At 73.0% G+C, this 21,900-nt stretch carries 19 protein-coding genes; 6 read left to right on the top strand and 13 right to left on the bottom strand.

The features are described from left to right. Positions 1 to 25 precede the first annotated feature (25 nt). The 6 genes from FHS34_RS29120 to FHS34_RS29095 all read right to left on the bottom strand — a co-directional run bounded on the left by FHS34_RS29120 (position 26) and on the right by FHS34_RS29095 (position 6,910). Positions 26 to 844 (bottom strand): DUF1684 domain-containing protein, encoded by an 819-nt coding sequence (locus tag FHS34_RS29120; RefSeq protein ID WP_184970823.1) that lies wholly within the window; start codon positions 842 to 844, stop codon positions 26 to 28. 35 nt (positions 845 to 879) lie between these two features. Beyond that, the gene (locus FHS34_RS29115; protein WP_184970821.1) at positions 880 to 2,193 is read right to left on the bottom strand and encodes an NtaA/DmoA family FMN-dependent monooxygenase; all 1,314 of its coding nucleotides are present in this window, start codon (positions 2,191 to 2,193) and stop codon (positions 880 to 882) included. Beyond that, complete coding sequence (locus FHS34_RS29110) at positions 2,190 to 3,269, bottom strand: LLM class flavin-dependent oxidoreductase (RefSeq protein WP_184970813.1); 1,080 nt, start codon at positions 3,267 to 3,269, stop codon at positions 2,190 to 2,192. The genes FHS34_RS29115 and FHS34_RS29110 overlap by 4 nt, the downstream gene beginning before the upstream one ends. 268 nt (positions 3,270 to 3,537) lie before the next feature. Then, positions 3,538 to 4,299, bottom strand: coding sequence for an amino acid ABC transporter ATP-binding protein (locus FHS34_RS29105; RefSeq protein ID WP_280528496.1), 762 nt, complete (start codon positions 4,297 to 4,299; stop codon positions 3,538 to 3,540). Further along, positions 4,296 to 6,056: an FAD/NAD(P)-binding protein gene (locus FHS34_RS29100; RefSeq protein WP_184970811.1), complete on the bottom strand. Its 1,761-nt coding sequence runs from the start codon at positions 6,054 to 6,056 to the stop codon at positions 4,296 to 4,298. The genes FHS34_RS29105 and FHS34_RS29100 overlap by 4 nt, the downstream gene beginning before the upstream one ends. Then, complete coding sequence (locus FHS34_RS29095; RefSeq protein ID WP_184970809.1) at positions 6,053 to 6,910, bottom strand: amino acid ABC transporter permease; 858 nt, start codon at positions 6,908 to 6,910, stop codon at positions 6,053 to 6,055. The genes FHS34_RS29100 and FHS34_RS29095 overlap by 4 nt, the downstream gene beginning before the upstream one ends. Positions 6,911 to 7,351: 441 nt before the next feature. Here FHS34_RS29095 and FHS34_RS29090 point away from each other — a divergent pair, with 441 nt between their 5' ends. Then, entirely contained in the window at positions 7,352 to 8,299 is a 948-nt protein-coding gene (locus FHS34_RS29090; RefSeq protein ID WP_184970807.1) for an ABC transporter substrate-binding protein, read from the top strand. Between the two features lie 6 nt (positions 8,300 to 8,305). On the opposite strand, the gene FHS34_RS29085 is transcribed toward FHS34_RS29090, so the two are convergent. Continuing rightward, a complete protein-coding gene (locus tag FHS34_RS29085) occupies positions 8,306 to 9,598 on the bottom strand; it encodes a DUF5685 family protein (protein WP_184970805.1) in 1,293 nt (430 codons plus the stop codon). Between the two features lie 265 nt (positions 9,599 to 9,863). Here FHS34_RS29085 and FHS34_RS29080 point away from each other — a divergent pair, with 265 nt between their 5' ends. Beyond that, positions 9,864 to 10,301, top strand: a complete 438-nt coding sequence (locus tag FHS34_RS29080) for a cell division protein SepF (protein WP_161291769.1) — start codon at positions 9,864 to 9,866, stop codon at positions 10,299 to 10,301. Positions 10,302 to 10,337: 36 nt separating this feature from the next. Here the strand turns inward: FHS34_RS29080 and FHS34_RS29075 are convergent, their stop codons facing one another. Both FHS34_RS29075 and FHS34_RS29070 read right to left on the bottom strand, forming a co-directional pair. Beyond that, positions 10,338 to 11,528: an acyl-CoA dehydrogenase family protein gene (locus tag FHS34_RS29075; protein WP_184970803.1), complete on the bottom strand. Its 1,191-nt coding sequence runs from the start codon at positions 11,526 to 11,528 to the stop codon at positions 10,338 to 10,340. 100 nt (positions 11,529 to 11,628) lie between these two features. Continuing rightward, positions 11,629 to 13,278, bottom strand: coding sequence for an MFS transporter (locus FHS34_RS29070; RefSeq protein ID WP_184970801.1), 1,650 nt, complete (start codon positions 13,276 to 13,278; stop codon positions 11,629 to 11,631). A gap of 259 nt (positions 13,279 to 13,537) precedes the next feature. On the opposite strand from FHS34_RS29070, the gene FHS34_RS29065 reads away from it, so the two are divergent. Both FHS34_RS29065 and FHS34_RS29060 read left to right on the top strand, forming a co-directional pair. Then, positions 13,538 to 14,722: a glycosyltransferase family 39 protein gene (locus FHS34_RS29065; protein WP_184970799.1), complete on the top strand. Its 1,185-nt coding sequence runs from the start codon at positions 13,538 to 13,540 to the stop codon at positions 14,720 to 14,722. A 237-nt stretch (positions 14,723 to 14,959) separates the two neighbouring features. Further along, entirely contained in the window at positions 14,960 to 15,970 is a 1,011-nt protein-coding gene (locus FHS34_RS29060; protein ID WP_184970797.1) for a phosphatase PAP2 family protein, read from the top strand. 117 nt (positions 15,971 to 16,087) lie between these two features. On the opposite strand, the gene FHS34_RS29055 is transcribed toward FHS34_RS29060, so the two are convergent. From FHS34_RS29055 to FHS34_RS29045, 3 genes are all read right to left on the bottom strand, one after another. Further along, positions 16,088 to 16,303 (bottom strand): I78 family peptidase inhibitor, encoded by a 216-nt coding sequence (locus tag FHS34_RS29055; protein WP_184970795.1) that lies wholly within the window; start codon positions 16,301 to 16,303, stop codon positions 16,088 to 16,090. 379 nt (positions 16,304 to 16,682) lie between these two features. Further along, a complete protein-coding gene (locus FHS34_RS29050; RefSeq protein ID WP_184970793.1) occupies positions 16,683 to 17,723 on the bottom strand; it encodes a helix-turn-helix transcriptional regulator in 1,041 nt (346 codons plus the stop codon). A 78-nt stretch (positions 17,724 to 17,801) separates the two neighbouring features. Continuing rightward, the gene (locus FHS34_RS29045; protein ID WP_184970791.1) at positions 17,802 to 18,506 is read right to left on the bottom strand and encodes a LysM peptidoglycan-binding domain-containing protein; all 705 of its coding nucleotides are present in this window, start codon (positions 18,504 to 18,506) and stop codon (positions 17,802 to 17,804) included. 544 nt (positions 18,507 to 19,050) lie between these two features. Here FHS34_RS29045 and FHS34_RS29040 point away from each other — a divergent pair. Beyond that, entirely contained in the window at positions 19,051 to 19,842 is a 792-nt protein-coding gene (locus tag FHS34_RS29040; RefSeq protein WP_184970789.1) for a DUF8842 C-terminal domain-containing protein, read from the top strand. Positions 19,843 to 19,897: 55 nt separating this feature from the next. Then, complete coding sequence (locus FHS34_RS29035; RefSeq protein ID WP_184970787.1) at positions 19,898 to 20,296, top strand: hypothetical protein; 399 nt, start codon at positions 19,898 to 19,900, stop codon at positions 20,294 to 20,296. Positions 20,297 to 20,385: 89 nt separating this feature from the next. Here the strand turns inward: FHS34_RS29035 and der are convergent, their stop codons facing one another. Continuing rightward, positions 20,386 to 21,873 (bottom strand): ribosome biogenesis GTPase Der, encoded by a 1,488-nt coding sequence (gene der / locus FHS34_RS29030; RefSeq protein WP_184970786.1) that lies wholly within the window; start codon positions 21,871 to 21,873, stop codon positions 20,386 to 20,388. Between the last annotated feature and the right edge of the window lie 27 nt (positions 21,874 to 21,900).

Here is a 21,900-nt window from a genome sequence, read left to right as displayed (position 1 = left end):
GCCCGGGCCCCCGGCTCAGGTCAGGTCAGGTCAGGTGGCGCTCCCCCGCCTCGATCGCCACGTCCAGCGTGTTGCCGGGGGCCGGCAAGGGGCAGAGGAAGTGGTCGGCGAAGGCGCACGGCGGGAGCTGGGCGCGGTTGAAGTCGACGGTCGTGCGCCCCTCGGCGTCCGGGGCCTGCGCGAAGAGGAAGCGGAACCGGAAGCTCGTGTCGCCACTGGTGGCGTCGGCGAACACGGCCCACAGCGCCCCGTTCCCCTGCCGCGCCACCTTCAGCGTCCGCTCCTGCCCGGCGCCCGGTTCCCGCGGGCCGGGCGAGGCCGGGTCCGGGGCGGGGAAGGTGAGTTCGCCCGCGAGGCCGAACCCGCGCTCGCGGCCGTCCGCGTTGCCGAGCCGTACGGTGCGCGTGCCGTCGTACGGTGTGAACCGCCCCGGCACCGACCAGCGGGGGTCGTAGGGGGCGGCCTCGATGCCCCGGAAGGCGCGCCGGGCGGCGGACTCGGGGTCGTACACCCGCACTCCCCAGACGCCTTCGCGCACCAGGACGACCAGCCGCTTCCCGCCCAGCGCGACCCGTGCCCCGGCCTCCGGACCGGTGTGGGCGGCCAGCGCGGCCCGGCCCGCGAAGGGCCGGCCGTCGACGGTCAGGCCGTCCGCCTCGGCGGCGGTGAGCACCACCCCGTCCTCTTCGGCCATCCAGACCCCGGGAATGTCCGGAAGTCGACCCTCCGGGTAGTCCTCGATCCAGTGCGTCGCGGTCAGCGCGAGCGGCCCGTAGGGCGCCGAGACCGCCTCCACGCGCTGCTCGTGCCACCGCTTCCAGTCGCCGGGCGCGTCCGTGGTCATGCGAATCCGTTCCTTTCCTCTGGGGTCCTCTGGGGTCAGCGGTCCTGCGCGGGCTGGGGCAGCCCGAGATGGGAGCGGAGGGTGCCGCCCCGGTATGCCGTGCGGAAGGCGCCGCGCTCCTGGAGCAGCGGCACCACCCGGTCCACGAACTCCTCCGGTCCGTCGGCCGGGAGCTGGGGGAGGAGGACGAAACCGTCGGCGGCCCCCTCGTCGGCGTACCGGTGCAGGTCGGCCGCGACCGTGTCGGGCGTGCCGACGAAGGACTGCCGGCCGCTCGCCTCGATCACGGTCTCCCGGACGGACAGCCCCTTCTCCCTCGCCAGCGTCCGCCACCGGGCGGCGAGCGCGAGCCTGCGGTCGTCGCGGGACGGGGAGCCCCCCGCCTCCGGCGGATCCGGGGGCCCGGGGGACGGCGCGGTGTCGGGGAACGGGCCGTCGGGGTCGTACCCGGAGAGGTCCGTGCCCCAGATCCGCTCCAGGGCGTACAGCGCGTACTGCGGGGTGATCCGCTGCCGTCTGATCCCGGCGGCCCGCTCCTGCGCCTCGGCCGCGGTGTCCCCGAGGACGACGGTGATCTGCGGCATGACCTTCAGCTCCCCCGGGGTACGGCCGTGTGCCGCGAGCCGCCGTCCGACGTCGGCGTGGCGGGAGCGGGCCGTCTCCAGTGGGGCGTGCCGGACGAGGAGCACGTCGGCGGAGGCCGCGGCCAGTTCCCGGGCCCGTTCGGACTCCCCCGCCTGGATCACCACGGGCTGCCCCTGGGGTGAGCGCGGCAGCCCGAACTCGCCCTCGATGTCGAAGTACCGGCCGCGGTGCGCGAACGGCCGGGCCGCCCCGCCGGGGCTCCGGGCGCCCCACAGCCGCCGTGCCACGGAGACGAGTTCGGCGGCCCGGCCGTACGGATCGAGGTGGTCCGCGGCACGGAAGTCCGCTCCGGGGCGGGCGTCCGCCGGGTCCGCCACCCGCCAGCCCGCCCGGCCCGCGCTGAGGTGGTCCAGGGTGGCCAGCCTGCGGGCGAGGTCGTACGGCTCGCCGACGGCGGCGTCGACGGTGGCGGCGAGCCCGAGCCCGGTGGTGACCTCGGCGAGCGCGTTCAGCACGGCGACCGGCTCCGGTCCGCCCACCGGGTCCAGCTCGTGCAGCCGTCCCCGGTGCTCGGGCAGCGGGGGCTCCTCGTCGAGCAGGAGGAAGTCGAACAGGCCGCGCTCGGCGGTGTGGGCGAGCCGTTCGAAGGAGGCGAACGCGAGGCGCGAGCCGGGGTGCGCGCCGGCCCATCCGGCCGGGCCGACGCCGGCGGGGCCGGAGCCCGGGAAGGCGACTGCCAGATGCAGCTGCCGGTGTGCCGTCATGGCGTTCTCCCGGTCACGGCGTACTGGTTGGCGGGCCGGGCGAGGCCCAGGTGCTCGCGCAGGGTGCTGCCGGGATAGAAGGTGCGGAACAGACCGCGGTGCCGGAGCACCGCGACCGTGCCGTTGACCAGCCGCTCCAGGTCGCGGTGCGGATCGACGGGGACGAGGTGGAACCCGTCGGTGACACCGTCGGCGTGCCAGCCGGCCACCAGCTCGGCGAGGTCGACCGGGCCGCCCCGGTACAAGGGGCCCCGCGCGGTGGGCCTCGGGCCACCGCCCCCGTGCCCCGGCTCGGCCGCGAACTCACCGTCGCCGAGGTCCACCAGCAGGCTCACCAGGACCCGCAGCGAGTCCGGGTGCCGCCCGGACGAGCGTGCCCGCTCGCGCAGTTCGTCCCGGACGGCAGCGGCCTGCGCGGGGGCGGCGGCGCGTACCAGGGCCACGTCCGCGTGACGGGCGGCGACCGTACGGGCGTGGCCGTCGGTGGCGTCGACCACGCGCACGGGGTGGCCCTGCGGCGGCCGGGGCACGGTCGAGGGGCCGCGGACCGAGAAGGCGGTGCCGGTGACGTCGACGCGGTGCAGCCGGTCGCGGTCGAGGAACCGGCCGGTGGCCGCGTCCCGGATCTCGGCGCCGTCCTCCCAGCTGTCCCACAGCTTCGCGGCCGCGTCGGCGTATTCGCCCGCCTCCTGCCAGAGCGTCTCGGCGGGGGCGGCGGGCCGTCGGCCGAACAGCCGGGCCTCCTCCTCGGTGGCGGACACGTCGATCCGCCAGCCGGCCCGGCCCCCGCTGACCCAGTCCAGGGTGGCCACGGCGGCCTGTACCCGGAAGGGGTCGGTGTGGGTGGTGGTGACCGTCGGCACCAGCCCGATCCGCCGGGTCGCGGGCGTCACCCGGCACAGCACGCCGAGCGCGTCGGGTCCGGGCCGGGCGAAGGAGTCGTCGAGGGTCACGAAGTCCAGCCCGCCCCGTTCGGCGAGCCGGGCCAGCGCGACGTACGGGCCGGCGTCGAGGACCCCGGGCTGGTCGAGCGCGGCGGCGAGATGCAACAGCCCCCGCCCGTACCGCGCGCTCATACCGCCACCACCCCGAGGGCCGGCTGGATGAAGCGGGCCGACGGGATGAAGGGGGCCGGCGAGATGGAGCGGGCCGGTTGCCGACCCCCCAGGGGCGCGGGGAACTGCGCGCTCAGCCACGGACGACCCGCGGCCGGACCCGGACGGACGGACCCGGACTTCAAACGACCCGCGGCCGAACCCGGACCGACGGACCCGGACTTCAAACGACCGGGGCGGGAAGCGGTGGTGTCCGATGCGCCGGGCCCCGGGCGCACGGCTCGCAGCCTCACAGCACCTTCGCCAGGAACGCCCGGGTCCGCTCCTCCCGCGGAGCGCCCAGCACCTCCTCCGGCGTCCCCTGCTCCACGATCCGCCCCTCGGCCATGAAGACCACCGTGTCGGCGACCTCCCGGGCGAACGCGATCTCGTGCGTGACGACGATCATCGTCGTGCCCCGCGCGGCCAGGTCCCGGATGACGTCCAGCACCTCCCCCACCAGCTCGGGATCGAGCGCGGACGTCGGCTCGTCGAACAGCAGCAGCCTCGGCTCCAGCGCGAGCGCCCGCGCGATGGCGACCCGCTGCTGCTGCCCGCCGGACAGCTGCCGCGGATAGGCGCCGGCCTTGTCCCCGAGCCCGACCCGCTCCAGCAGCCGGTGCGCGCTCTCCACGACCTGTGCCCGGGGTCTCCTCAGCGCGGACAACGGTGCCTCGATGACGTTGTCGAGGACGGTGAGGTGCGGGAAGAGGTTGAAGCCCTGGAAGACGAAGCCGATCCGGGTGCGCTGCCGGAGCACCTCGCGCTCGGGCAGCTCGTACAGCTTGTCCCCGGCCCGCCGGTATCCCATCAGCGCGCCGTCCACGCTGATCGTGCCCCGGTCCACCTTCTCCAGGTGGTTGATGGTGCGCAGCAAGGTGGACTTGCCGGAGCCGGAGGGGCCGAGCACGACGGTGACCTCGCCGGCGCGCACCTGGAGGTCGACGCCCCTGAGGACGCCGAGCGAGCCGAAGCTCTTGTGCACGGACCGGATGTCGACCATGACGCTCATCGCGCGAGTTCCTTTACATGTGAGGCGCCCAGGAAGGACAGCGCGGCCCGGGCGGTCGCGTCGTTCTGCCGGAACGCGGGACCTCCGGTGCGCGGTCGGGTGAAGGCGCCGGGGGTACGGGCGTCGGTGTACGGGCCGAGGGCGAAGCGCCGGGGGTACGGGCGTCCGGCGCGGTCGAGGATCCTGCCGTCGCCGGGGTCCACCCGGAGCAGCCCGTCGGGGGTCTCGGCGGCGCCGTCGAGGTGCAGTTCGCGCAGCAGGCTGTCGCGGGCACGTCCGAGGGTGGGCTCGGGCAGCCGGGCCTCCACCAGCGCGCGGGACTCGACGGAGAAGCCCGGCACGGTGGGGCTGCCGGCCCGGAACACCCCGTCCGCGGCGGTGACCTCCATGCCGGCCCCGACGAACCGGAGCACTCCGGCCCGGGACAGCGCGAGCATCTGCCGCAGCCGGGGCCCGGGCGGTCCGGACGCCAGGTAGCTGAAGAACCCGTGCCACCGGGGCCCGATGCTCCCGAGCCGCACCAGCTGCCCGTAGACGGAGAGCAGTCCGAGGAAGACGGCCAGGTCCGGGCTGCGCGCCGGGTCGTGACGACGGGTCAGGTCCGCCTCGATATGGCCCCTGAGCGCTTCCTGCAGCTCGTCGTGCGTGCCGTACCGCACCCCGTCCAGCGGGCGGTCGAGGGCGGCGAGGTCGAGCCGGTCGGCCGGATCCGGCACGGCGTCGGCGACCAGTGCCCGGATCCCCTCCGGGTCCCCGGCCGCCGCGTATCTCTCCTCGAAGTCGGCCCAGGCCATCGTCGTACGCCCGGGGTGGGCGGTGAACAGCCGGTGGTAGTGGGCGAAGCCCAGCTCCTTCTCGATCAGGGGCCACACATCGCGCCGGAAGTCGAAGCCCCCGGGCCGGGCCGACAGCTCGTCCACCTCGGCGGGGCCGAGGAAGCGGGGCAGCGGCGGGCGGCCGCCGGTCCAGTCGTAGCCGATCTTCGAGTGGTACGGCACTCCGCGCCGCGAGCCGACGTACAGCACCGGCTCCCGCCCCGAGGGCAGGTACTCGTCTCCCTCGTACCTGCCGCCGCGTCCCTCGGTGAGCAGCACCATCAGGTCGACGAAGGCCAGTCCGAAGCCGCGGACGAGGACGGGCTCACCGGCCTTCAGCCGGGAGAGGTCGCTGTCGGCGGTGAAGTCCGGCGGCAGGTGCACCAGGCCGTGCTCCCGGGCGTAGGCGGCCAGTTCGGCCTGTCCGGCGTCGAGTTCGGCGTCCAGGTGGCCGACGGCGAGGATCACCAGGTCGGCGAGGAGCGGACGCGGGCGGCCCTCCAGCCACACCTGCTGACGGCCCTCGCGCGGGCCGCCGATCCGCAGGGCGCGCCGCGGGTGGTGGTGGACGGTGACGGTCGGGGGCAGCTCGGCCCGGGCCCGTTCGTACACCCAGCGCAGATAGCGGCCCTGGAGCTGCCGGCCGGCGAAGGTGCGGCCGTGCAGTGCGGCCCACTCGTGCAGGGTGGGGCCCTCGCGCACCGGGCCGGCCATCGTCACCGTGTCGTCGGTGAACATGGTGACGTCCTCGGCGTGCGAGTTCATCCACAGCAGCGGCGACTGCGCCTGCCGCCAGACGCGTCCGCCACCCGGCGGGTGGGGGTCGACGAGGTGGATGTCGAGGCCCGGACCGGCGTACAGCTCGGGCGCGTTGGCGGCGAGGCGTTCGAGGATTCCGGTCCCCCGCGGCCCGGCTCCCACGATCACCAGTTGCTGCCTCATCGGGCGTTCTCCGTGCCGCGCGCGTAGTGCTTCTCGACGTAGTGCTGGCCGATGCCGAGCAGCGAGGTGACCACGGCGTACCAGAGGGTGGCGACCATCAGCAGCGGGATCACCTGATAGGTGCGGTGGTAGATCAACTGGGTGGAGAACAGCAGGTCGTCGACGGCGATGACGCTGACGATGGAGGTGCCCTTGAGGGTGCCGATCAGCATGTTGCCGGCGGGCGGCACGATGGCGCGCATCGCCTGCGGCAGCACGATCCGGCGCCATCGGCGCCACCGGCTCAGGCCGAGCGCCTGGGCGGCCTCGATCTGCCCGCGGTCGACGGAGAGGATGCCGCCCCGGACGACCTCGGCGGCGTAGGCGGCCTCGTGCAGGGTGAGGCCGATGATCGCGACGGCGACCGGGCTGAGCAGGTTGACCGTCCGGACGCCGAACACCTGCGGGTACAGCGCCCCGATGTTGAACCACAGCAGCAGCTGCACCAGGATCGGGATGGACCGGAACAGCCACACGTAGCCCCGCCCGACCGCGCGCAGGACCGGGTTGGCGGACAGCCGGAACGCGGCGAGCAGGGTGCCGAGGGCGAAGCCGAGGACCATCACCACCGCGGTCAGCCACAGGGTGAGCCACAGACCGCGCAGGACGGAGTCGGAGGTGAAGTGGTCGGCGACGACGTCCCACTGGAACGCCCGGTTGCGCAGGACGGAGTTGACGGCGAACCCGAGCAGCGCGAGGACGACGACGGCCGCCGCCCACTGGCCGTAGCGGCGCTGCGGGACGATCCGCGGGACGTCCGCGGGCTCGGGAATCTCCGATGCGGCGGGGATTTTGGCGAGGGTGTCGGATGACATGCGAAGGCTCCGTGATGCCGTGGGTCCCCTCGGTCGAGCGGAGTCGACGGCGGGGAGGGCCAGAACGGGGTGCTGCCTTCACACGGGCGCGCCGCGCGGCGCGGTTGCGGCCGAGCCCCTCAGCAGGGCCGCGCCTTGAGAGTACGGGTGCGTTTCCGTTCGCTGTCAAGGCTGTCCGGACTGTGAGCCGTACATCTCACGCCAGTTGACGCGGAACCGGATGCCTGTTCCACTTGGCCCATGCATCCACAGCAGTGGCTGGTCACCCGCTCCCACATCGACTTCGGTCGCGTGTGGTCCTCGTCCTGTTGAGCTGACCCCCTGCGCGCGCCCGCCCCTTCGGCGGGCCTCCTCGCGTTCTCTTGCTGATCTCCGCCTTCACACGCGCTCCCCTCCCCTCGCGTTCCCGCACACCCTTCTGCTCCAGGAGACCGCTGTCCGATGCACACGTCTGCTTATCGCCATTTCATACCTTTTGTCACGATTACCTCGGCCGCTCTGCTGCTCACCGCCTGCGGTTCCGGGACCGGTGGCCCGGGCGGCCCGGACGCCGCCGGAGTGGCGGCCGAGAAGGCCGAGGTGCCCACCACGGACGTCGTCTCCGCCGTGCGGAAGGACGACGCCGCGGCGAAGCTGCTGCCCGCCGGCACCACCCGCCTCACCGTCGCGGTCAGCGTCGGCGGCACCCCGCCCGGCACCACCTACCTCGATGACGGCAAGACGCTGACCGGCCAGGACGTCGACTTCACCAAGGCGGTGGCCCGGGTGCTCGGCATCGAACTGAAGGTGGAGCAGGCGAGCTTCGAGGCGATCCTGCCCGCCCTGGACAGCGGCAAGTACGACTTCGGCGCGAGCAACTTCGGTGTCACGGACGAGCGTCGCAAGACCATCGACTTCGTCACCTACGTCAACGACGGGCAGGGCTTCGCCACCCGCAAGGACAGCAAGCTCGCGAAGGTCACCGACCTGCGGCAGCTGTGCGGCCTGAACGTCGCGACCAGCGCCGGCACCACGTTCGAGGCCACGCTGGAGCAGAACGAGCACGTGTGCGCCGACGCGGGCGAGAAGGCGTACAAGGTGCAGACGTACGCCGAGTCGAGCGCGGTCTGGTCCTCGCTCCAGCAGGGCCGCAGCGACGTCGTGATGTCCACGATCAACGGGCTGCGCTACGCCGTCGCTCACCAGCAGGGCCTGAAGTTCCTCAACGAGTACCACCGCCTTGACGTCGGTTTCGCCTTCAAGAAGGGCACGGACCTGGCGCCGGCCTTCCAGGCGGCGGTGAACAAGCTCCTCTCCGACGGCACCTACGACCGGATCCTCAGGAAGTGGGGCACGACGGGCTCGGCGATCGAGAAGTCCCGGATCAGCCCGCCGGAACTGAAGAACTAGCTGTTGCTAGCAGCCGTCGCAGGGGCAGCAGCAGTCGCAGCCGTCACAGCCGCCGGGGCAGGAGCAGTCGCACCACTGGCAGCAGCCGCTGCGCTTCTTCCGGGACCAGGGGCCCTCGTACTCCTCGGCGCAGCACATCTTGCAGGAGCAGAACAGCGCGAAGAACATTCCGCAGCCCGCCCAGAACCCGCGCCTGCCCTTGGCGGGTTCGGGCCCGAAGCCACCCCCGAAGCCACCACCGCCCCCGCCGAAGCCACCGCTTCCGCCGGGATGACCGCCGCCCGCGTAGGGGTTCCCGCCCGCGTGGGGACCGTCGCCCGCGTAGGGGTTCCCGCCCGCATGAGGAGCACCGGCGCCGTACGGATTCCCTCCGTACGGCGCTTGCGGCACCCCGGCGCCGTACGGCCCCTGCGGCGCCCCCGGCTGATGTGCCGCGCACACCGGTGCCGTGCCGAACGCCCGGTCCACCGAGCGCCGCAGTTCGTGGACGAGGAGCAGATGGACGAGCCCGCCGTCGCGGAACTCGGCCTCCCGGAGGGCGAGCCGGATGCCGTGCAGGGCGTCGTCGGCGAGCCGGCGCGCCTCGGCGAGGGGGGTTCCGGTGGCGGTGAGCGGGTTCCAGGCGCCCGACAGGGCGTCGGTCCGCCGGTCCTCCACGGCGTCCAGCAGATGCGCGAGCCGCCCGAAGAGCCGTCCGGCCTCCGCCAGGGGCCCGGCGTTGCCCGGCCGCCCGGCCAGCACCGCGGTGTGCGCGAAGGCCGCGGCGGTCGCGGTCTCGGTCGGCTCGGTGACCGTCAGGATCGGGGTGCCGAACCCGGCCAGGGTCTCGATGCCGAGCTGGCGGTCGACGGCGTCGACCAGGACGCCGGTGTCGAACCCGACCGCCGCCCCGCCGCGCTCCCCCGCCCGGCCCCAGCTCGCGGCGACCCGGCGCGCCGCGGCGGCGGCCGGCCGGCGGGCCAGCAGTCCGTCCCGGTCGGCGACATGGTCGCGGACCTTCGCCGAGGCGAGCACCAGCGAGACGGCGGCGGCGAGCCGTGCCCCCTCACCCTGTGCGACGGACGCGGTCCGCATGCCACGCAGCGCGCACGGCCCCGCCGTACGGCGCGCGCCGCCCACCGGTCCGGTCTGAGCCTCTGTCAGAACCGAGACCAGAAGCCCGTCGTAGTTCGTCACGATCCGTGCGAACTGGCCGTGATCCCGGCGAAGTGCCAGGCAGAGCCCGCACAAGTGCGCCATCCAGTCGGCCTTGAGTCTCTCGCCGAGCCGGTGCGAGCAGGGTCTGACGATTCCGAACACAACATCCCCCGTACTGTCATACGACGTTGGCATTCACCCGGACGCCCCGGGCGTCACCCGTCCGCCGCGTACAATCATATTTCACTCTCAGTCAGCAGCCGTATGAGTCTCGGCCCTTGGGGCACAAGGACTCTCGACGGATCCGCTGTGCACCAGTACCGTCACAAACCCCCCGCGCGGCGTCTATCCACTTGGCGCGCCGTCCGCATCATGGATGACCATAGGGATGCGGAAGCAAGAAAGACCGCTGTGAGAGGAGGCGTCCATGGGATCGGTACGCAAGGCGAGTGCATGGCTCGGCCTCGTCGACGACAACGATGACGAGCGCTACTACGACGACGACTACTCCGAGGGCACCGAGCCCGGGGACGCCTGGGTCACCGACCCGCGGGTGAAGGTGGCCACGGACACGGCCGAGGAGAAGGGCCGCCGGATCGGCACGGTCACCCCGGACAGCTTCCGGGACGCCCGCGCCATCGGCGAACTGTTCCGGGACGGCGTCCCGGTCATCATGAACCTCACCAACATGGAGCCGGGCGACGCCAAGCGGGTCGTCGACTTCGCGGCGGGGCTCATCTTCGGTCTGCGCGGCTCGATCGACCGCGTGTCCAACCGCGTGTTCCTGCTCACCCCCGCCGACACGGAGATCATCAGTGGCGAGGCGTCCGCGCACCGCTCGGACGGTTTCTTCAACCAGAGCTGAGGCAGGGCCGCTCGCCGGCCCTGCCCCCCGAGGGGCTCACCGGAAGGCGTCGAGCCCGGTGAGCGCCTTGCCCAGCACGAGCTGGTGCATCTCGACGGTGCCCTCGTAGGTGAGCACCGACTCCAGGTTGGTCGCGTGCCGCATCACCGGGTATTCGAGGGAGATCCCGTTGGCACCGAGGATCGTCCGCGACGTACGGCAGATCTCCATGGCCTCGCGGACGTTGTTGAGCTTGCCGAAGCTGACCTGCTCGGGACGCAGGCGGCCGGCGTCCATCCGCCGCCCCAGGTGGTGGGCGAGCAGGATGCCCTTGTGCAGTTCCACCGCCATGTCGGCGAGCTTGGCCTGCGTGAGCTGGAAGCCGCCGATGGGCCGCCCGAACTGCTCGCGGGACTTCGCGTAGTCCAGGGCCGCCTCGAAGCTGCTGCGCGCGGCGCCCATCGCGCCCCAGACGATCCCGTAGCGGGCGTGGGAGAGGCAGCCGAGCGGTCCGCGCAGCCCGGTGACCTCCGGCAGGACGGCCGTGCCGGGCAGCCGTACGTCGTCCAGGACGAGTTCGCTGGTGACGGAGGCCCGCAGCGACCACTTGTGCTTGATCTCCGGAGCCGAGAAGCCGGGGCTGTCGGTGGGTACGACGAACCCGCGGATGCCCTCCTCGGTCTGCGCCCAGACGACGGCCACCCCGGCGACCGAGCCATTGGTGATCCACATCTTGCGGCCGTTCAGCACCCAGTCGTCGCCGTCACGCTTGGCGTGGGTGCGCATGGAGGCGGGGTCGGAGCCGTGGTCGGGCTCGGTCAGCCCGAAGCAGCCGATCACCTCGCCGGCGGCCATGCGCGGCAGCCACTGGAGCTTCTGCTCCTCGCTGCCGAACCGGTGGATGGCGTACATCGCGAGGGAGCCCTGCACGGAGACCAGGGAGCGGATGCCCGAGTCGGCCGCCTCCAGCTCCAGGCAGGCGAGGCCGTACTGCACGGCGCTCGCGCCCGCGCAGCCGTAGCCGGTGAGGGACATTCCCAGGGCGCCGAGGGAGCCGAGCTCGCGCGCCAGGTCGCGGATGCCGGGCAGCTCGCCCTTCTCGTACCACTCGGCGACGTACGGCAGCACGCGGTCGGCCGCCCAGCCGCGGACGGTGTCCCGGACGGCCAGGTCCTCCGGCTCCAGCAGGTCGTCGATGCCGAGCGGGTCGGCGGCATCGAACGGGGGCAGCTTCGCGGACGCGGACATGGGGCACCCTCCGGGACACGGAACAGCGACAAAACTAGCAGCGCTAGTTACGACTCTCCGGCCGACGTTACGGTGCAGTGTCCCGCACGTCCAGAGGAGATCAGGCGGTGACCCGCGACTTCCCGGCCGCCGCCTGCGCCTTCGTCTCCGTCTTCGACTCCGCCTCGCGCGGTGCCGGCAGACCCACCTCGCCCCCGGCCGGCTCCTCGCCGCAACTCATGATCCGCGGCAGCCGCAGCGCCATCAACGCGCCCAGCACCAACAGGCCCGCGCTCACCAGCAGCGTCACATGGAGTCCGTGCACGAAGGAGTCGCGCGCCGCCCGGCGCAGCGCGGCCCCGGCGGTCCCGCCGAGCCGGCCGGCGACCTCGTAGGCCTCGCCGAGCGAGTGGCCCGCCTCGTCCGCCGCGGGCCGGGGAACACCCGGCACCGACCGCAGCCCCGGGGTGTAGGCCGCGTTCATCACGCTGCCCAGCAGGGCGATGCCGATGCCGGCGCCGAGCTGGTAGGAGGTCTCGCCGATCGCCGCCGCGCCGCCGGCCTGGTCGGCCGGGGCCTCGCTGAGCATCGACTCGTACGCGCCGAAGAGCGTGGTCTCCAGGCCGAAGCCCAGCAGCACGAAGCCGGCCAGCAGCAGCGTCGGATCGTCGGCGCCGCCCATCGCCGTCAGGGTCAGCACCGCGGCCGCCGTCAGGCAGAAGCCGAGACACACCATCCGGCGCGGTCCGAAGCGGCGCAGCATGCGCGCGCCCGCCAGGCCGGCCGCCATGGCCGCGACGGTCAGGGGCAGCAGTCTGAGGCCCGTCTCCAGCGGGGACAGGCCGAGCACCAGCTGCAGATACTGGGCGGCGATCAGCTCCAGGCCGACCAGCGCGAGCATGGCCAGCACGATGCAGCCCACCGAGGTGCTGAACGCGGGCCGGCGGAACATCCGCAGGTCCACCAGCGGATGCGGGTGCCGCCGCTGGCGCCGTACGAAGAAGAGGAGGAGGGCCCCGCCGATCACCAGCGGCAGCACGGTGAAGGGGCTCGCCGCCGCCTCTCCGCCGCCGAGCCGCTTCACCCCGAGGACGACGCCGAAGAGCCCGGCCGCCGCCGTCAGCGCGCCGGTCACGTCCCAGGGGCCGGTGCCGTCGCCCCTCGACTCGGGCAGCAGGATCCGGCCCACCGGGAGGCTGACCAGCATCAGCGGGATGTTGACCAGGAAGACCGCGCCCCACCAGAAGTGCTCCAGCAGGAAGCCGCCGAGCAGCGGTCCGACCGCCGCGCCGACCGCCGCCACCGCGCTCCAGATGCCTATGGCGAGGGCGCGCTCGCGCCGGTCGGGGAAGACCTGGCGGAGGATCGACAGGGTGGCGGGCATGATCATCGCGCCGCCGACGCCGAGCAGCGCGCGGGCGAGGATGAGCGTCTGGGCGCTCGGCGCGAACGCGGCCACGGCGGAGGCGACGCCGAAGAGGCCGTAGCCGAGCAGCAGGACGCGTCTGCGGCCGATCCGGTCGCCGAGTGTGCCGAAGAGGATCAGCAGCGAGGCGCAGACCAGCGGATAGACGTCGACGATCCAGAGCAGTTCGATGGCGTCGGGCCGGAGGTCCTCGGTGACGGCGGGGACCGCCACGTGCAGCACGGTGGCGTCGAGGGCGACGAGCAGCAGGCTGACGCAGAGGACGACGAGGACGACCCAGCGGTTGGCACCGGCCTGGGCCGCCCGACGGCGCGGCCGTACGGCAGCCGTGGTCGTCCCGGACATGTACGTACCTCCCAGATGATCCCTCGCGTGGGGCGGACCGACGGGGTGGGGACTCCCTGTCGTACGGCCGGAGAGAGCGGTGTCTCCGGCCCGCGCAAACCCTCGCGGGTGACTCGTCAGCGTACGCGAGTTCACCGCGCGGTCACGTGGCGGACCTCTCACACGCTCGACGGAACCCGTGTGGCGTACACCACGTCAACTTCTCTTGACCCGGACCCGGTGGCCGGTCCGGTCCGCCGCGCGGTCGATAATCGAGCCCGTGACCGATCTTGACACGCGCGTGGCCCCACCCCACGCCCCTCTCCCGCGCCGGGCGGTTCCGGCCCTCCTGGGCTACGCGGCGGTCCGCGCCCTGGGGCTGGCCGTGCTGGGCGTGTGGAGCGCCGCGCGCGGCAAGAGCGCGTACACCTTGCTGACCGCCCGCTGGGACTCTCTCTGGTACACCCGGGTCGCCGAGCTGGGCTACGGCTACGAGGTGCGGCTGCCGAACGGGGACGTCCACTCCAACCTGGCGTTCTTCCCGCTGCTGCCGTGGCTGGAGCGGCTGCTGCACGCGGTCACCCCGCTGTCGTACGCGGGCGCCGGGCTCGTGGTGAGCCTGCTGGCGTCGCTCGCCGCGGCGGCCGGGATCTTCGCGGTCGCGGAGCGGGTGTACGGGACCCGGACCGGGATCTGTGCCGTGCTGCTGTGGGCCGTGCTGCCGGTCGGGATCGTGCAGTCGATGGCGTACAGCGAGTCGCTGTTCACGGCACTGGCGGCCTGGTCGCTGTACGCGGTGCTGACCGGGCGCTGGGTGAGCGCGGGTGTGCTGGCGGCGCTGGCGGGGCTGACCCGGCCGGTGGGGGCGGCGGTGGTCGCCGCGGTGTGGACGGCGGGGGTGATCTCGTTCGTGCGAGAGCGCGGCGCGAAGCACACGCCGGGCGCACTCCCTCTTCTGTACGCCCCCGTATGGCGCCGCGCGCTCGGCATGCTGCTGGCTCCGCTCGGTGCCGCCGCGTACGTGCTCTGGGTCGGCCACCGCACCGGCAAGGGCCCGCTCGGGTACCTGGACGTCCAGGCCGGATGGCGCAACGGCTTCGACGGCGGTTACGCCTTCGGCCGCTTCGTGGCCGACAAGTTCACGTCGTTTCCGGCCGCCCTGGCCGGCCTCGGCCTGATCATCGGCGTCGCCCTGCTGATCTGGCTGTACGTCACCGGTGTGCGCGACCGCCAGCCGGTCGAACTACTGGTGTACACGGGTGTCGTGCTCGCCCTCGCCCTGTGCGCGTCGAGCTACTTCGGCTCCAAGCCGCGGCTGCTGATGCCGGCCTTCCCGGTGCTGCTGCCGCTCGCCCGCGCTCTGGCCCGGCTGCGCCCGCCCCGATCGGCCCTGGTCACAGCCGGTGCGGCGGCCGCGGCGGCGGTCTATGGGGCTTTCTGGCTGAACGGTTCCGGTCCCCCATGATCCACTCGACTGTCCGATGACACCGCGGAGAATTCCGCACGAGGACCGGGTTAACGCATTCATAAGCGCCATATAAACAACACCCGGAACGATCAGAGGAATTGACCCGAGTGCACTCACCGGATTGCGGAATCCGGTGAATTCAGGCCGTCCTTGAGACCTTTCCCACATCACATCGTCATCACAAAGCCGCTGTTTCGACCGGGAACACAGCTCACTCGCTGTAACGTCGATTGGGTGCGTACCGAACGAATCGTCACCCGGCGTCTGGACCGGGTGTTCGCCAGACTGGACCGTGAGCCGGAACGACCGGCCCACATCGATGTGCCGAGGATGAGCCGGCACCGGGTCGTTCTGTTCACCGCGACCCTGGCTTTCTACCTCGCCATCGTGTGGGCCGTCGTGATCAGCTCCTGGCTGGTCCGGCTGGACTGGCAGGTCATGTTCTTCCGGCCGTACCAGCAGTGGCCGCAGATCCACGCGTTCCTCGACTACTACGTGGTGCTGGGCCAGCGCGGCCCCACCGCCGTGATGGTCGCGGCCTGGCTCGGCTGGCGCTCCTGGCGGCAGCACACGCTCCGCCCGCTGCTGACCCTGGCCACCTCGCTGCTGCTGCTGAACATCACGGTCGGCGCCGCCAAGCTCGGGATGGGGCGCCTCGGTCCGCACTACGCGACCGTGATCGGTTCGAACGAGATGGGTCTCGGCGGCGATATATTTCCCAGCGGCCACACCGCCAACGCGGTGGTGACCTGGGGAATCCTGGCGTACCTGGCCTCCAGCCCGAGGGCCCGCCGCTGGCTGTCGGCCCTCTCCGCGGTCACCTCGCTCGGCGTCGGCCTCACCACCGTCTACCTCGGTACGCACTGGCTGAGCGACGTGCTGCTGGGCTGGGCCGCCGGCCTGCTGATCATGCTCGCCCTGCCCTGGTTCGAGCCGCTGGTCACCAAGGCCGAGACCACCCTGTTCGACCTGCGCGACCGCTGGCGCGACCGCCGCGGCCGCCCGGTGCCCGAGCCCGCCGTCCCGGTCGGGCCGGTCGTGCTCACGCCGCGAGTCACGCCCGCCGACCAGCCGGCGCCGGCCCGCGAACCGGTCGCCACGACCCGGACCTCCCGGGGCCTGGCGCACCTCGCGCCCGCACCGCACACGTCCCGTTCGGAACGCCCGGTCACCCCGGCGGGCAGCCGCCGCCCGCCGCACGCCGACCGAGTCCCGCGCGGCACGACCCAGCCGGCCCGCCCCTGACAGGCGGCTGACGGCGGCGGGGTCCGGTACGCACCACCACCCCGCGCCACGGCGAAGGCCCCGTCTCCCGAAGAGGGAGACGGGGCCTTCGGCGTACGGCGTCCGGACGAGAGGGCGTCAGCCCTTCCAGGCGCGGGCCACCCGGCCGTCCCGTACCTCGAAGTTCAGCCGTCCGGTCCGGTACTCCATGGTGATGATCGCGCCGGGTGGCAGCGACCGTACCGTCGACCAGCCGCGCTGCCGGGCGAGCCGCTCGGCGTGCTCGGAGTCGAGACCGACGTACCCTTCCGGGCTGTCCTGGGGCTCCGCTGGCGGAGTGGGGATCGGTGCCATGGGGCCACGCTAGGCCGCCACCGGCGGTGACGGAAGCCGGGCACGGCAGGGTAGGAGCCGTATCCGGCTACCGTCACACTTCTGTCACAGCCTCCCCGATCCCGCTTCGGCCGCCGTGACTTCGGGCGCGGCCGCGGGAGCGTCACACGTACGGGGGTTTCCGTACCCCTTACCGGGGTAATCGAACGGAATTCAGGTGTGCCGTCGAACCTCTTCGAATTCCCCGCGGAAAGTGCAGCGGCGGGGATCGGGGGCGGCTCCGGGGCGTGATTCCCCGCGCAATCCGGGGGGATGTCACGGCAGCTGACACCGCATGGGAAATTCACGGATTCACCACATGCCCGCCGGGACGCCGCGCCGGAGCCGCGGCCCGGCTTCGTCACCCCGCGCCGGATCCGCCCGGGGTCCCCGGCGTCCGGCCCGCCTCACCCGCGGTGCGCGGCCCGGGTTCCCCGGTCCGGGCCAGTGCCGCGTCGAGCCGGTCGCGAACCCTCCTGATCGCGTCCGTCAGCTCGGCGGGCTCCAGCACCTCGAACGGCAGGCCCAGCATCATGATGTGCACGACCATCACGTCCAGGCTCGCGGCACCGCTGCGCAGGACGCACGCCTCCTCCCCGTCGGCCTCCAGCGTCCCGGCGGACGGCGAGACCCGCTCGGCGGCCTCGCGCAGCGGCACGAGCAGCCGGACGGCGGAGTGCGTGGCGTACGCGCGCGTGGAGACGCCCCGGGAGACATAGGCGGCGAGGTCCTCGGCGGGCGGTTCGCGCGGGGTGAAGCGCGGCCCGTGCGGCGGCCTGGGGGTGATGCGGTCGGCGCGGAAGGTCCGCCAGTCCGCCCGGTCGACGTCCCAGGCCACCAGGTACCAGCGCCGCTCGGTGCACACCAGCCGGTGCGGTTCGACCGTGCGCCGGCTCGCGGCGCCCTCATGGCTCTCGTAGTCGAAGCGCAGCCGCTCGGCGTCCCGGCACAGATGGGCGAGTTCGGTGAGCAGGGCCGGGTCGACCGGGGAGACCGGCGGGCCGCTCCGCAGCATCGGCACGGTGAAGGCGTTGAGGGCGCTCACCCGGCGGCGCAGCCGGTGCGGCAGCACCTGCTCCAGCTTGGCGAGGGCCCGTACGGAGGTCTCGCCGATGCCCTCGACGCCCTGCCCGGCGGCGGTCCTGAGGCCGACGGCCACCGCGACGGCCTCGTCGTCGTCCAGCAGCAGCGGCGGGAGTTCGGCGCCCGCGCCCAGCTGGTAGCCGCCTCCCGTGCCGGGGCTGGCGTTGACCGGGTAGCCCAGCTCGCGCAGCCGGTCCACGTCCCGGCGGACCGTGCGCGGGGTGACGCCGAGCCGGTCGGCGAGTTCCGCGCCCGACCACTCGCGGTGGGCCTGGAGCAGCGAGAGCAGGCGCAGCAGGCGTGCCGAGGTCTCCGACATGGGGGCGAGTCTGCCACTGCCACGGACGGCCGCCGTCCCCGGGAGGACGGCGGCCGTCCGTCACGCGCGGTCCGGCGCTCAGAGCGCGAGGCGCTGGCCGGGCACGATCAGATCGGGGTCGTCGCCGATGACGGCCTCGTTGGCGGCGTAGATCCGCTGCCAGGTGGTGCCGTGGCGGGCGGCGATGGTGCTCAGGGTGTCGCCCTCGCGGACGGTGTAGTCACCGCGGGAGGCGCCGCGGCCGGTGCCGGCCGCCGGGCGTTCCGGCGTCCTCGCCGGGGCGGACTTCGCCGGGGCGGACCTGGCCGGGGCGGACTTCGCCGTCGCGCCGCCCGTCCGGGCCGACGTGCCGGAGGAACCGGTGCGGTCCGCCGCGGGAGCGGCGCCCGTGGCCCCGGCCCGGGCCGAGCAGACCGGCCAGGCGCCCCAGCCCTGGGCCTGCTGGACCTTGGTGGCGACGGCGATCTGCGCGCCCTGGGAGGCCTGGTCGGCCGTCGGGGCGTAGGCGGTGCCGCCGTACGCGCTCCAGGTCGAGGCGGAGAACTGGAGTCCGCCGTAGTAGCCGTTGCCGGTGTTGATGTGCCAGTTGCCGCCGCTCTCGCACTGGGCGATGCGGTCCCACACTCCGTTGTCCGCCGCGGCGGCGTTGCCGGTCGCGGCCAGCAGTCCCAGCGGGGCCAGCAGGGCGGCTCCGGCGAGCGCGGCCGTGGTGCGGCCCGTACGGCCCTTGCGGGCGCTGTCGGGACGGGCGGTCTCACGGGTGGTATCGGCACACTCGGACATGTAGTTCCCTCTCCACGAACCCGGGCTCCCCCAAGGCGGAGCGCGCCTCACCGCGTAGGCCGCGGTGCCGCGCGTCCGCCCCCTCCGCCGTGACCGGTGGCGGCGATCGTGCTCTGCCTGGTGCCGGCCGGCGGACGTACCCGAGCGGTGCTCGTTGCACACGGCGGAGGAATGTAAGGAGGGCGAGCAGCCGGAATCAACCAACTCACCGTCGTTCCAGGCCAGTTGCCTGTTACCCGAGGTATCGGCGACTTTCGGCCACCCACTACATCCTGTGATTTACTGATTTTTCGACCACCCATTGAAGCGATCTGTGACCCACTTCACCCATTCAAGTTCCTTGACTGCGCGCGAAGTTGACTGTGTGTGGCCGATTCCGCACCAAAGGTGACCCTGCACGCCGGAAGGTTCGAACAGGTCCGCCTCCGGGCGTGACCCCCACCACAGGACGCCCGTTGTCTTCTTCATGAGCCCACAACCCCGGGGGCTCATCGGCCGGGAGCCACCCGGCCGGCCCCAGCACCGCATCCCGAGGGAGCCACCCGTGCCGCGCATGCTCGACGTCAGCGACGCCGTACGCGCCGAGATCGGCGACGAAGAAGCCGACCGGCTGCTCGCCGGAGACAACGCCCCCGGCAGTTACGACTGCACGTCCTGTCGCACCCCGGGCGACTCCGAGCAGGAGCGCACCAGCACCGTCCTGTTCGTCGGTGACGAGACCGCCGTGCTGGCCTTCGCCCACGCCAGCTGTCTGCCCTCGCAGGTCGTCCAGGTCACCGAGGAGCAGCTGCAGGGCGCCGTCCGCTCCATCGGCACCGCCGGTGGCGACATGGCCGGCGTCGAGCCGCACGGCTCCGTGCCCGAGCAGGCGGTGCTCGGCGTGACCAGCGGGCTCGTCCTGATCGACGGCGAGCTGCACCCCGCGCTCGTCGTCGAGCCGACCTCCCCGATCGTCCGCCCGGGCACGATCGGCACCGGCGACGACTTCCTTCCGCTGCTCATCGAGCAGGGCTTCATGCCGTTGACCGAGCTGGCCTCCGTCCCCCCGGTGCTGCACGGCTGGTCCGTCCTGCTGGCCATGGGCCAGCTGCACGCGGTGCTCCAGCCGGGGACCAACGGCGGACAGCCGGTGGCCTGGTGGCAGGCGCACCAGCCGCTCCAGGTGACGGACAGCTGGCGGGCGGCGGCGAACAAGCACCAGCAGGTGCTGATGTTCGCGGCGCCGGTCGGGTCCATCGGCCGGCAGCCGCGGGAGGACCTGCTCCGGGACGCGCTGGACCGGGCCGCGGCGGGCGGGCAGCTGGTGGCCGCGGCGCTGCCGCTCGCCGGCACCTGACCCACGGGCACCCGTCCGACCGCATCTCTTTGCAGTCCCGGTCGTTTGGACATACGTGCACGCATACGACACTCCTCCCCGCCGGTCGTCCTTCTCCACCGTCCCCTCCGCGAGGGCGGGGCAGGATCCCTCCGGCGGACCGTCGGCCACGCCGATCTACGACTCGCTCTACGCGGAGTGGGTCAAGGCCTTCCGCACACTGCCGGGAGACCGCAGCGGCGAGGAGGAGCTGAGGTTCAGTGCCTTCGGCGACTTCCCGGACGGCTCGGGCATGTACGGCGGCCACCGGGCGGGGTCGTTCAGCAGTTCGTACAGCGCCTACAGCGCGGGGGCCTACAGCGCCCGGCAGCAGTCGCAGTGGCAGCGGGTCGGCACGCTCGGACGGCAGCAGGACACCGGGATGCAGTACGTCCCGGCCGCCGCCCTGCCGCCGGGACCACGACGTGGCGCGTGACGGGCACCCGGACGGGCGCAGACACGTGAAGGGCGGCCCCTGGAGAACCAGGGGCCGCCCTTCACGGCGTACCGCCGACGCCGGTACCGCTACTTCTTCTTCGCGCCGCGCTTCTCGCGCACCCGCACCGAGATGTGGATCGGGGTGCCCTCGAAGCCGAACTCCTCGCGCAGCCGGCGCTCGATGAACCGCCGGTAGCCCGCCTCGATGAAGCCGGAGGCGAAGAGCACGAACCGCGGGGGCTTGGTGCCGGCCTGGGTACCGAACAGGATGCGCGGCTGCTTGCCGCCCCGGACGGGGTGCGGGTGGGCCGAGACCAGCTCGCCGAGGAAGGCGTTCAGCCGGCCGGTCGGGACACGGGTCTCCCAGCCGGCAAGGGCGGTCTCGATCGCCGGGACGAGCTTCTCCATGTGACGGCCGGTGCGCGCCGACACGTTCACGCGCGGGGCCCAGGCGACCTGGCCCAGCTCGGTCTCGATCTCCCGCTCCAGGTAGTAGCGGCGCTCCTCGTCGAGGGTGTCCCACTTGTTGAAGGCGAGCACCACGGCGCGGCCGGCCTCGACGGCCATGGTGACGATGCGCTGGTCCTGCACCGAGATGTTCTCGGAGGCGTCCAGCAGGATGACGGCGAGCTCGGCCTTCTCCACGGCGGCGGCCGTGCGCAGGGAGGCGTAGTAGTCGGCGCCCTGCTGGAGGTGGACGCGCTTGCGGATACCGGCGGTGTCGACGAACTTCCAGGTGGTACCGCCGAGCTCGATCAGCTCGTCGACCGGGTCGCGGGTGGTGCCCGCCAGCTCGTTGACGACGACCCGCTCCTCGCCGGCGACCTTGTTCAGCAACGAGGACTTGCCGACGTTCGGGCGGCCGATCAGGGCGATGCGGCGCGGGCCGCCGACGGCCGTGCCGAAGGTCTGCGCCGGGGCCTCCGGCAGCGCTTCCAGGACGGCGTCCAGCATGTCGCCGGTGCCGCGGCCGTGCAGGGCGGAGACCGGGTGCGGCTCGCCGAGGCCGAGGGACCACAGGTAGGCCGCGTCCGACTCGCCGCTCAGGCCGTCGACCTTGTTGGCGCACAGCACGACCGGCTTGCCGGCCTTGCGCAGCAGCCGTACGACGGCCTCGTCGGTGTCGGTCGCGCCGACCTTGGCGTCCACGACGAAGACGACGGCGTCGGAGGCCTCGATCGCGTACTCGGCCTGCGCGGCCACCGAGGCGTCGATACCGAGGACGTCCTGCTCCCAGCCGCCGGTGTCGACGACCTTGAAGCGGCGGCCGGACCACTCGGCCTCGTAGGTGACGCGGTCGCGGGTGACGCCCGGCTTGTCCTCGACGACCGCCTCGCGGCGGCCGATGATCCGGTTCACCAGGGTCGACTTGCCGACATTGGGGCGGCCGACGACGGCGAGCACGGGCAGCGGGCCGTGGCCCGCCGCCTCGATGGCGCCCTCGACGTCCTCGATGTCGAAGCCCTCTTCCGCGGCGAGCTCCATGAACTCCGCGTACTCGGCCTCGCCGAGAGCCCCGTGGTCGTACTCGTGCGCCTGCGCGTCCGAGCCGTCGGGCTGGATGTCGTGGTTCATGAAGTCCGTACCTCGTCGTTCATTCGT

Source organism: Streptomyces echinatus (assembly GCF_014203595.1).
Taxonomy (GTDB): domain Bacteria; phylum Actinomycetota; class Actinomycetes; order Streptomycetales; family Streptomycetaceae; genus Streptomyces; species Streptomyces echinatus.
This window is presented reverse-complemented; position numbering and strand designations above follow the sequence as displayed.

Bases quoted from the DNA above. Each gene is read 5' to 3' on its own strand.
- FHS34_RS29090 (WP_184970807.1), top strand. From the start codon at position 7,352: ATGCACACGTCTGCTTATCGCCATTTCATACCTTTTGTCACGATTACC.
- FHS34_RS29075 (WP_184970803.1), bottom strand. From the start codon at position 11,528: ATGTCCGCGTCCGCGAAGCTGCCCCCGTTCGATGCCGCCGACCCGCTC.
- der (WP_184970786.1), bottom strand. From the start codon at position 21,873: ATGAACCACGACATCCAGCCCGACGGCTCGGACGCGCAGGCGCACGAG.
- FHS34_RS29070 (WP_184970801.1), bottom strand. From the start codon at position 13,278: ATGTCCGGGACGACCACGGCTGCCGTACGGCCGCGCCGTCGGGCGGCC.
- FHS34_RS29050 (WP_184970793.1), bottom strand. From the start codon at position 17,723: ATGTCGGAGACCTCGGCACGCCTGCTGCGCCTGCTCTCGCTGCTCCAG.
- FHS34_RS29105 (WP_280528496.1), bottom strand. From the start codon at position 4,299: ATGAGCGTCATGGTCGACATCCGGTCCGTGCACAAGAGCTTCGGCTCG.
- FHS34_RS29115 (WP_184970821.1), bottom strand. From the start codon at position 2,193: ATGACGGCACACCGGCAGCTGCATCTGGCAGTCGCCTTCCCGGGCTCC.
- FHS34_RS29120 (WP_184970823.1), bottom strand. From the start codon at position 844: ATGACCACGGACGCGCCCGGCGACTGGAAGCGGTGGCACGAGCAGCGC.
- FHS34_RS29100 (WP_184970811.1), bottom strand. From the start codon at position 6,056: ATGAGGCAGCAACTGGTGATCGTGGGAGCCGGGCCGCGGGGGACCGGA.
- FHS34_RS29110 (WP_184970813.1), bottom strand. From the start codon at position 3,269: ATGAGCGCGCGGTACGGGCGGGGGCTGTTGCATCTCGCCGCCGCGCTC.
- FHS34_RS29080 (WP_161291769.1), top strand. From the start codon at position 9,864: ATGGGATCGGTACGCAAGGCGAGTGCATGGCTCGGCCTCGTCGACGAC.
- FHS34_RS29055 (WP_184970795.1), bottom strand. From the start codon at position 16,303: ATGGCACCGATCCCCACTCCGCCAGCGGAGCCCCAGGACAGCCCGGAA.
- FHS34_RS29045 (WP_184970791.1), bottom strand. From the start codon at position 18,506: ATGTCCGAGTGTGCCGATACCACCCGTGAGACCGCCCGTCCCGACAGC.
- FHS34_RS29095 (WP_184970809.1), bottom strand. From the start codon at position 6,910: ATGTCATCCGACACCCTCGCCAAAATCCCCGCCGCATCGGAGATTCCC.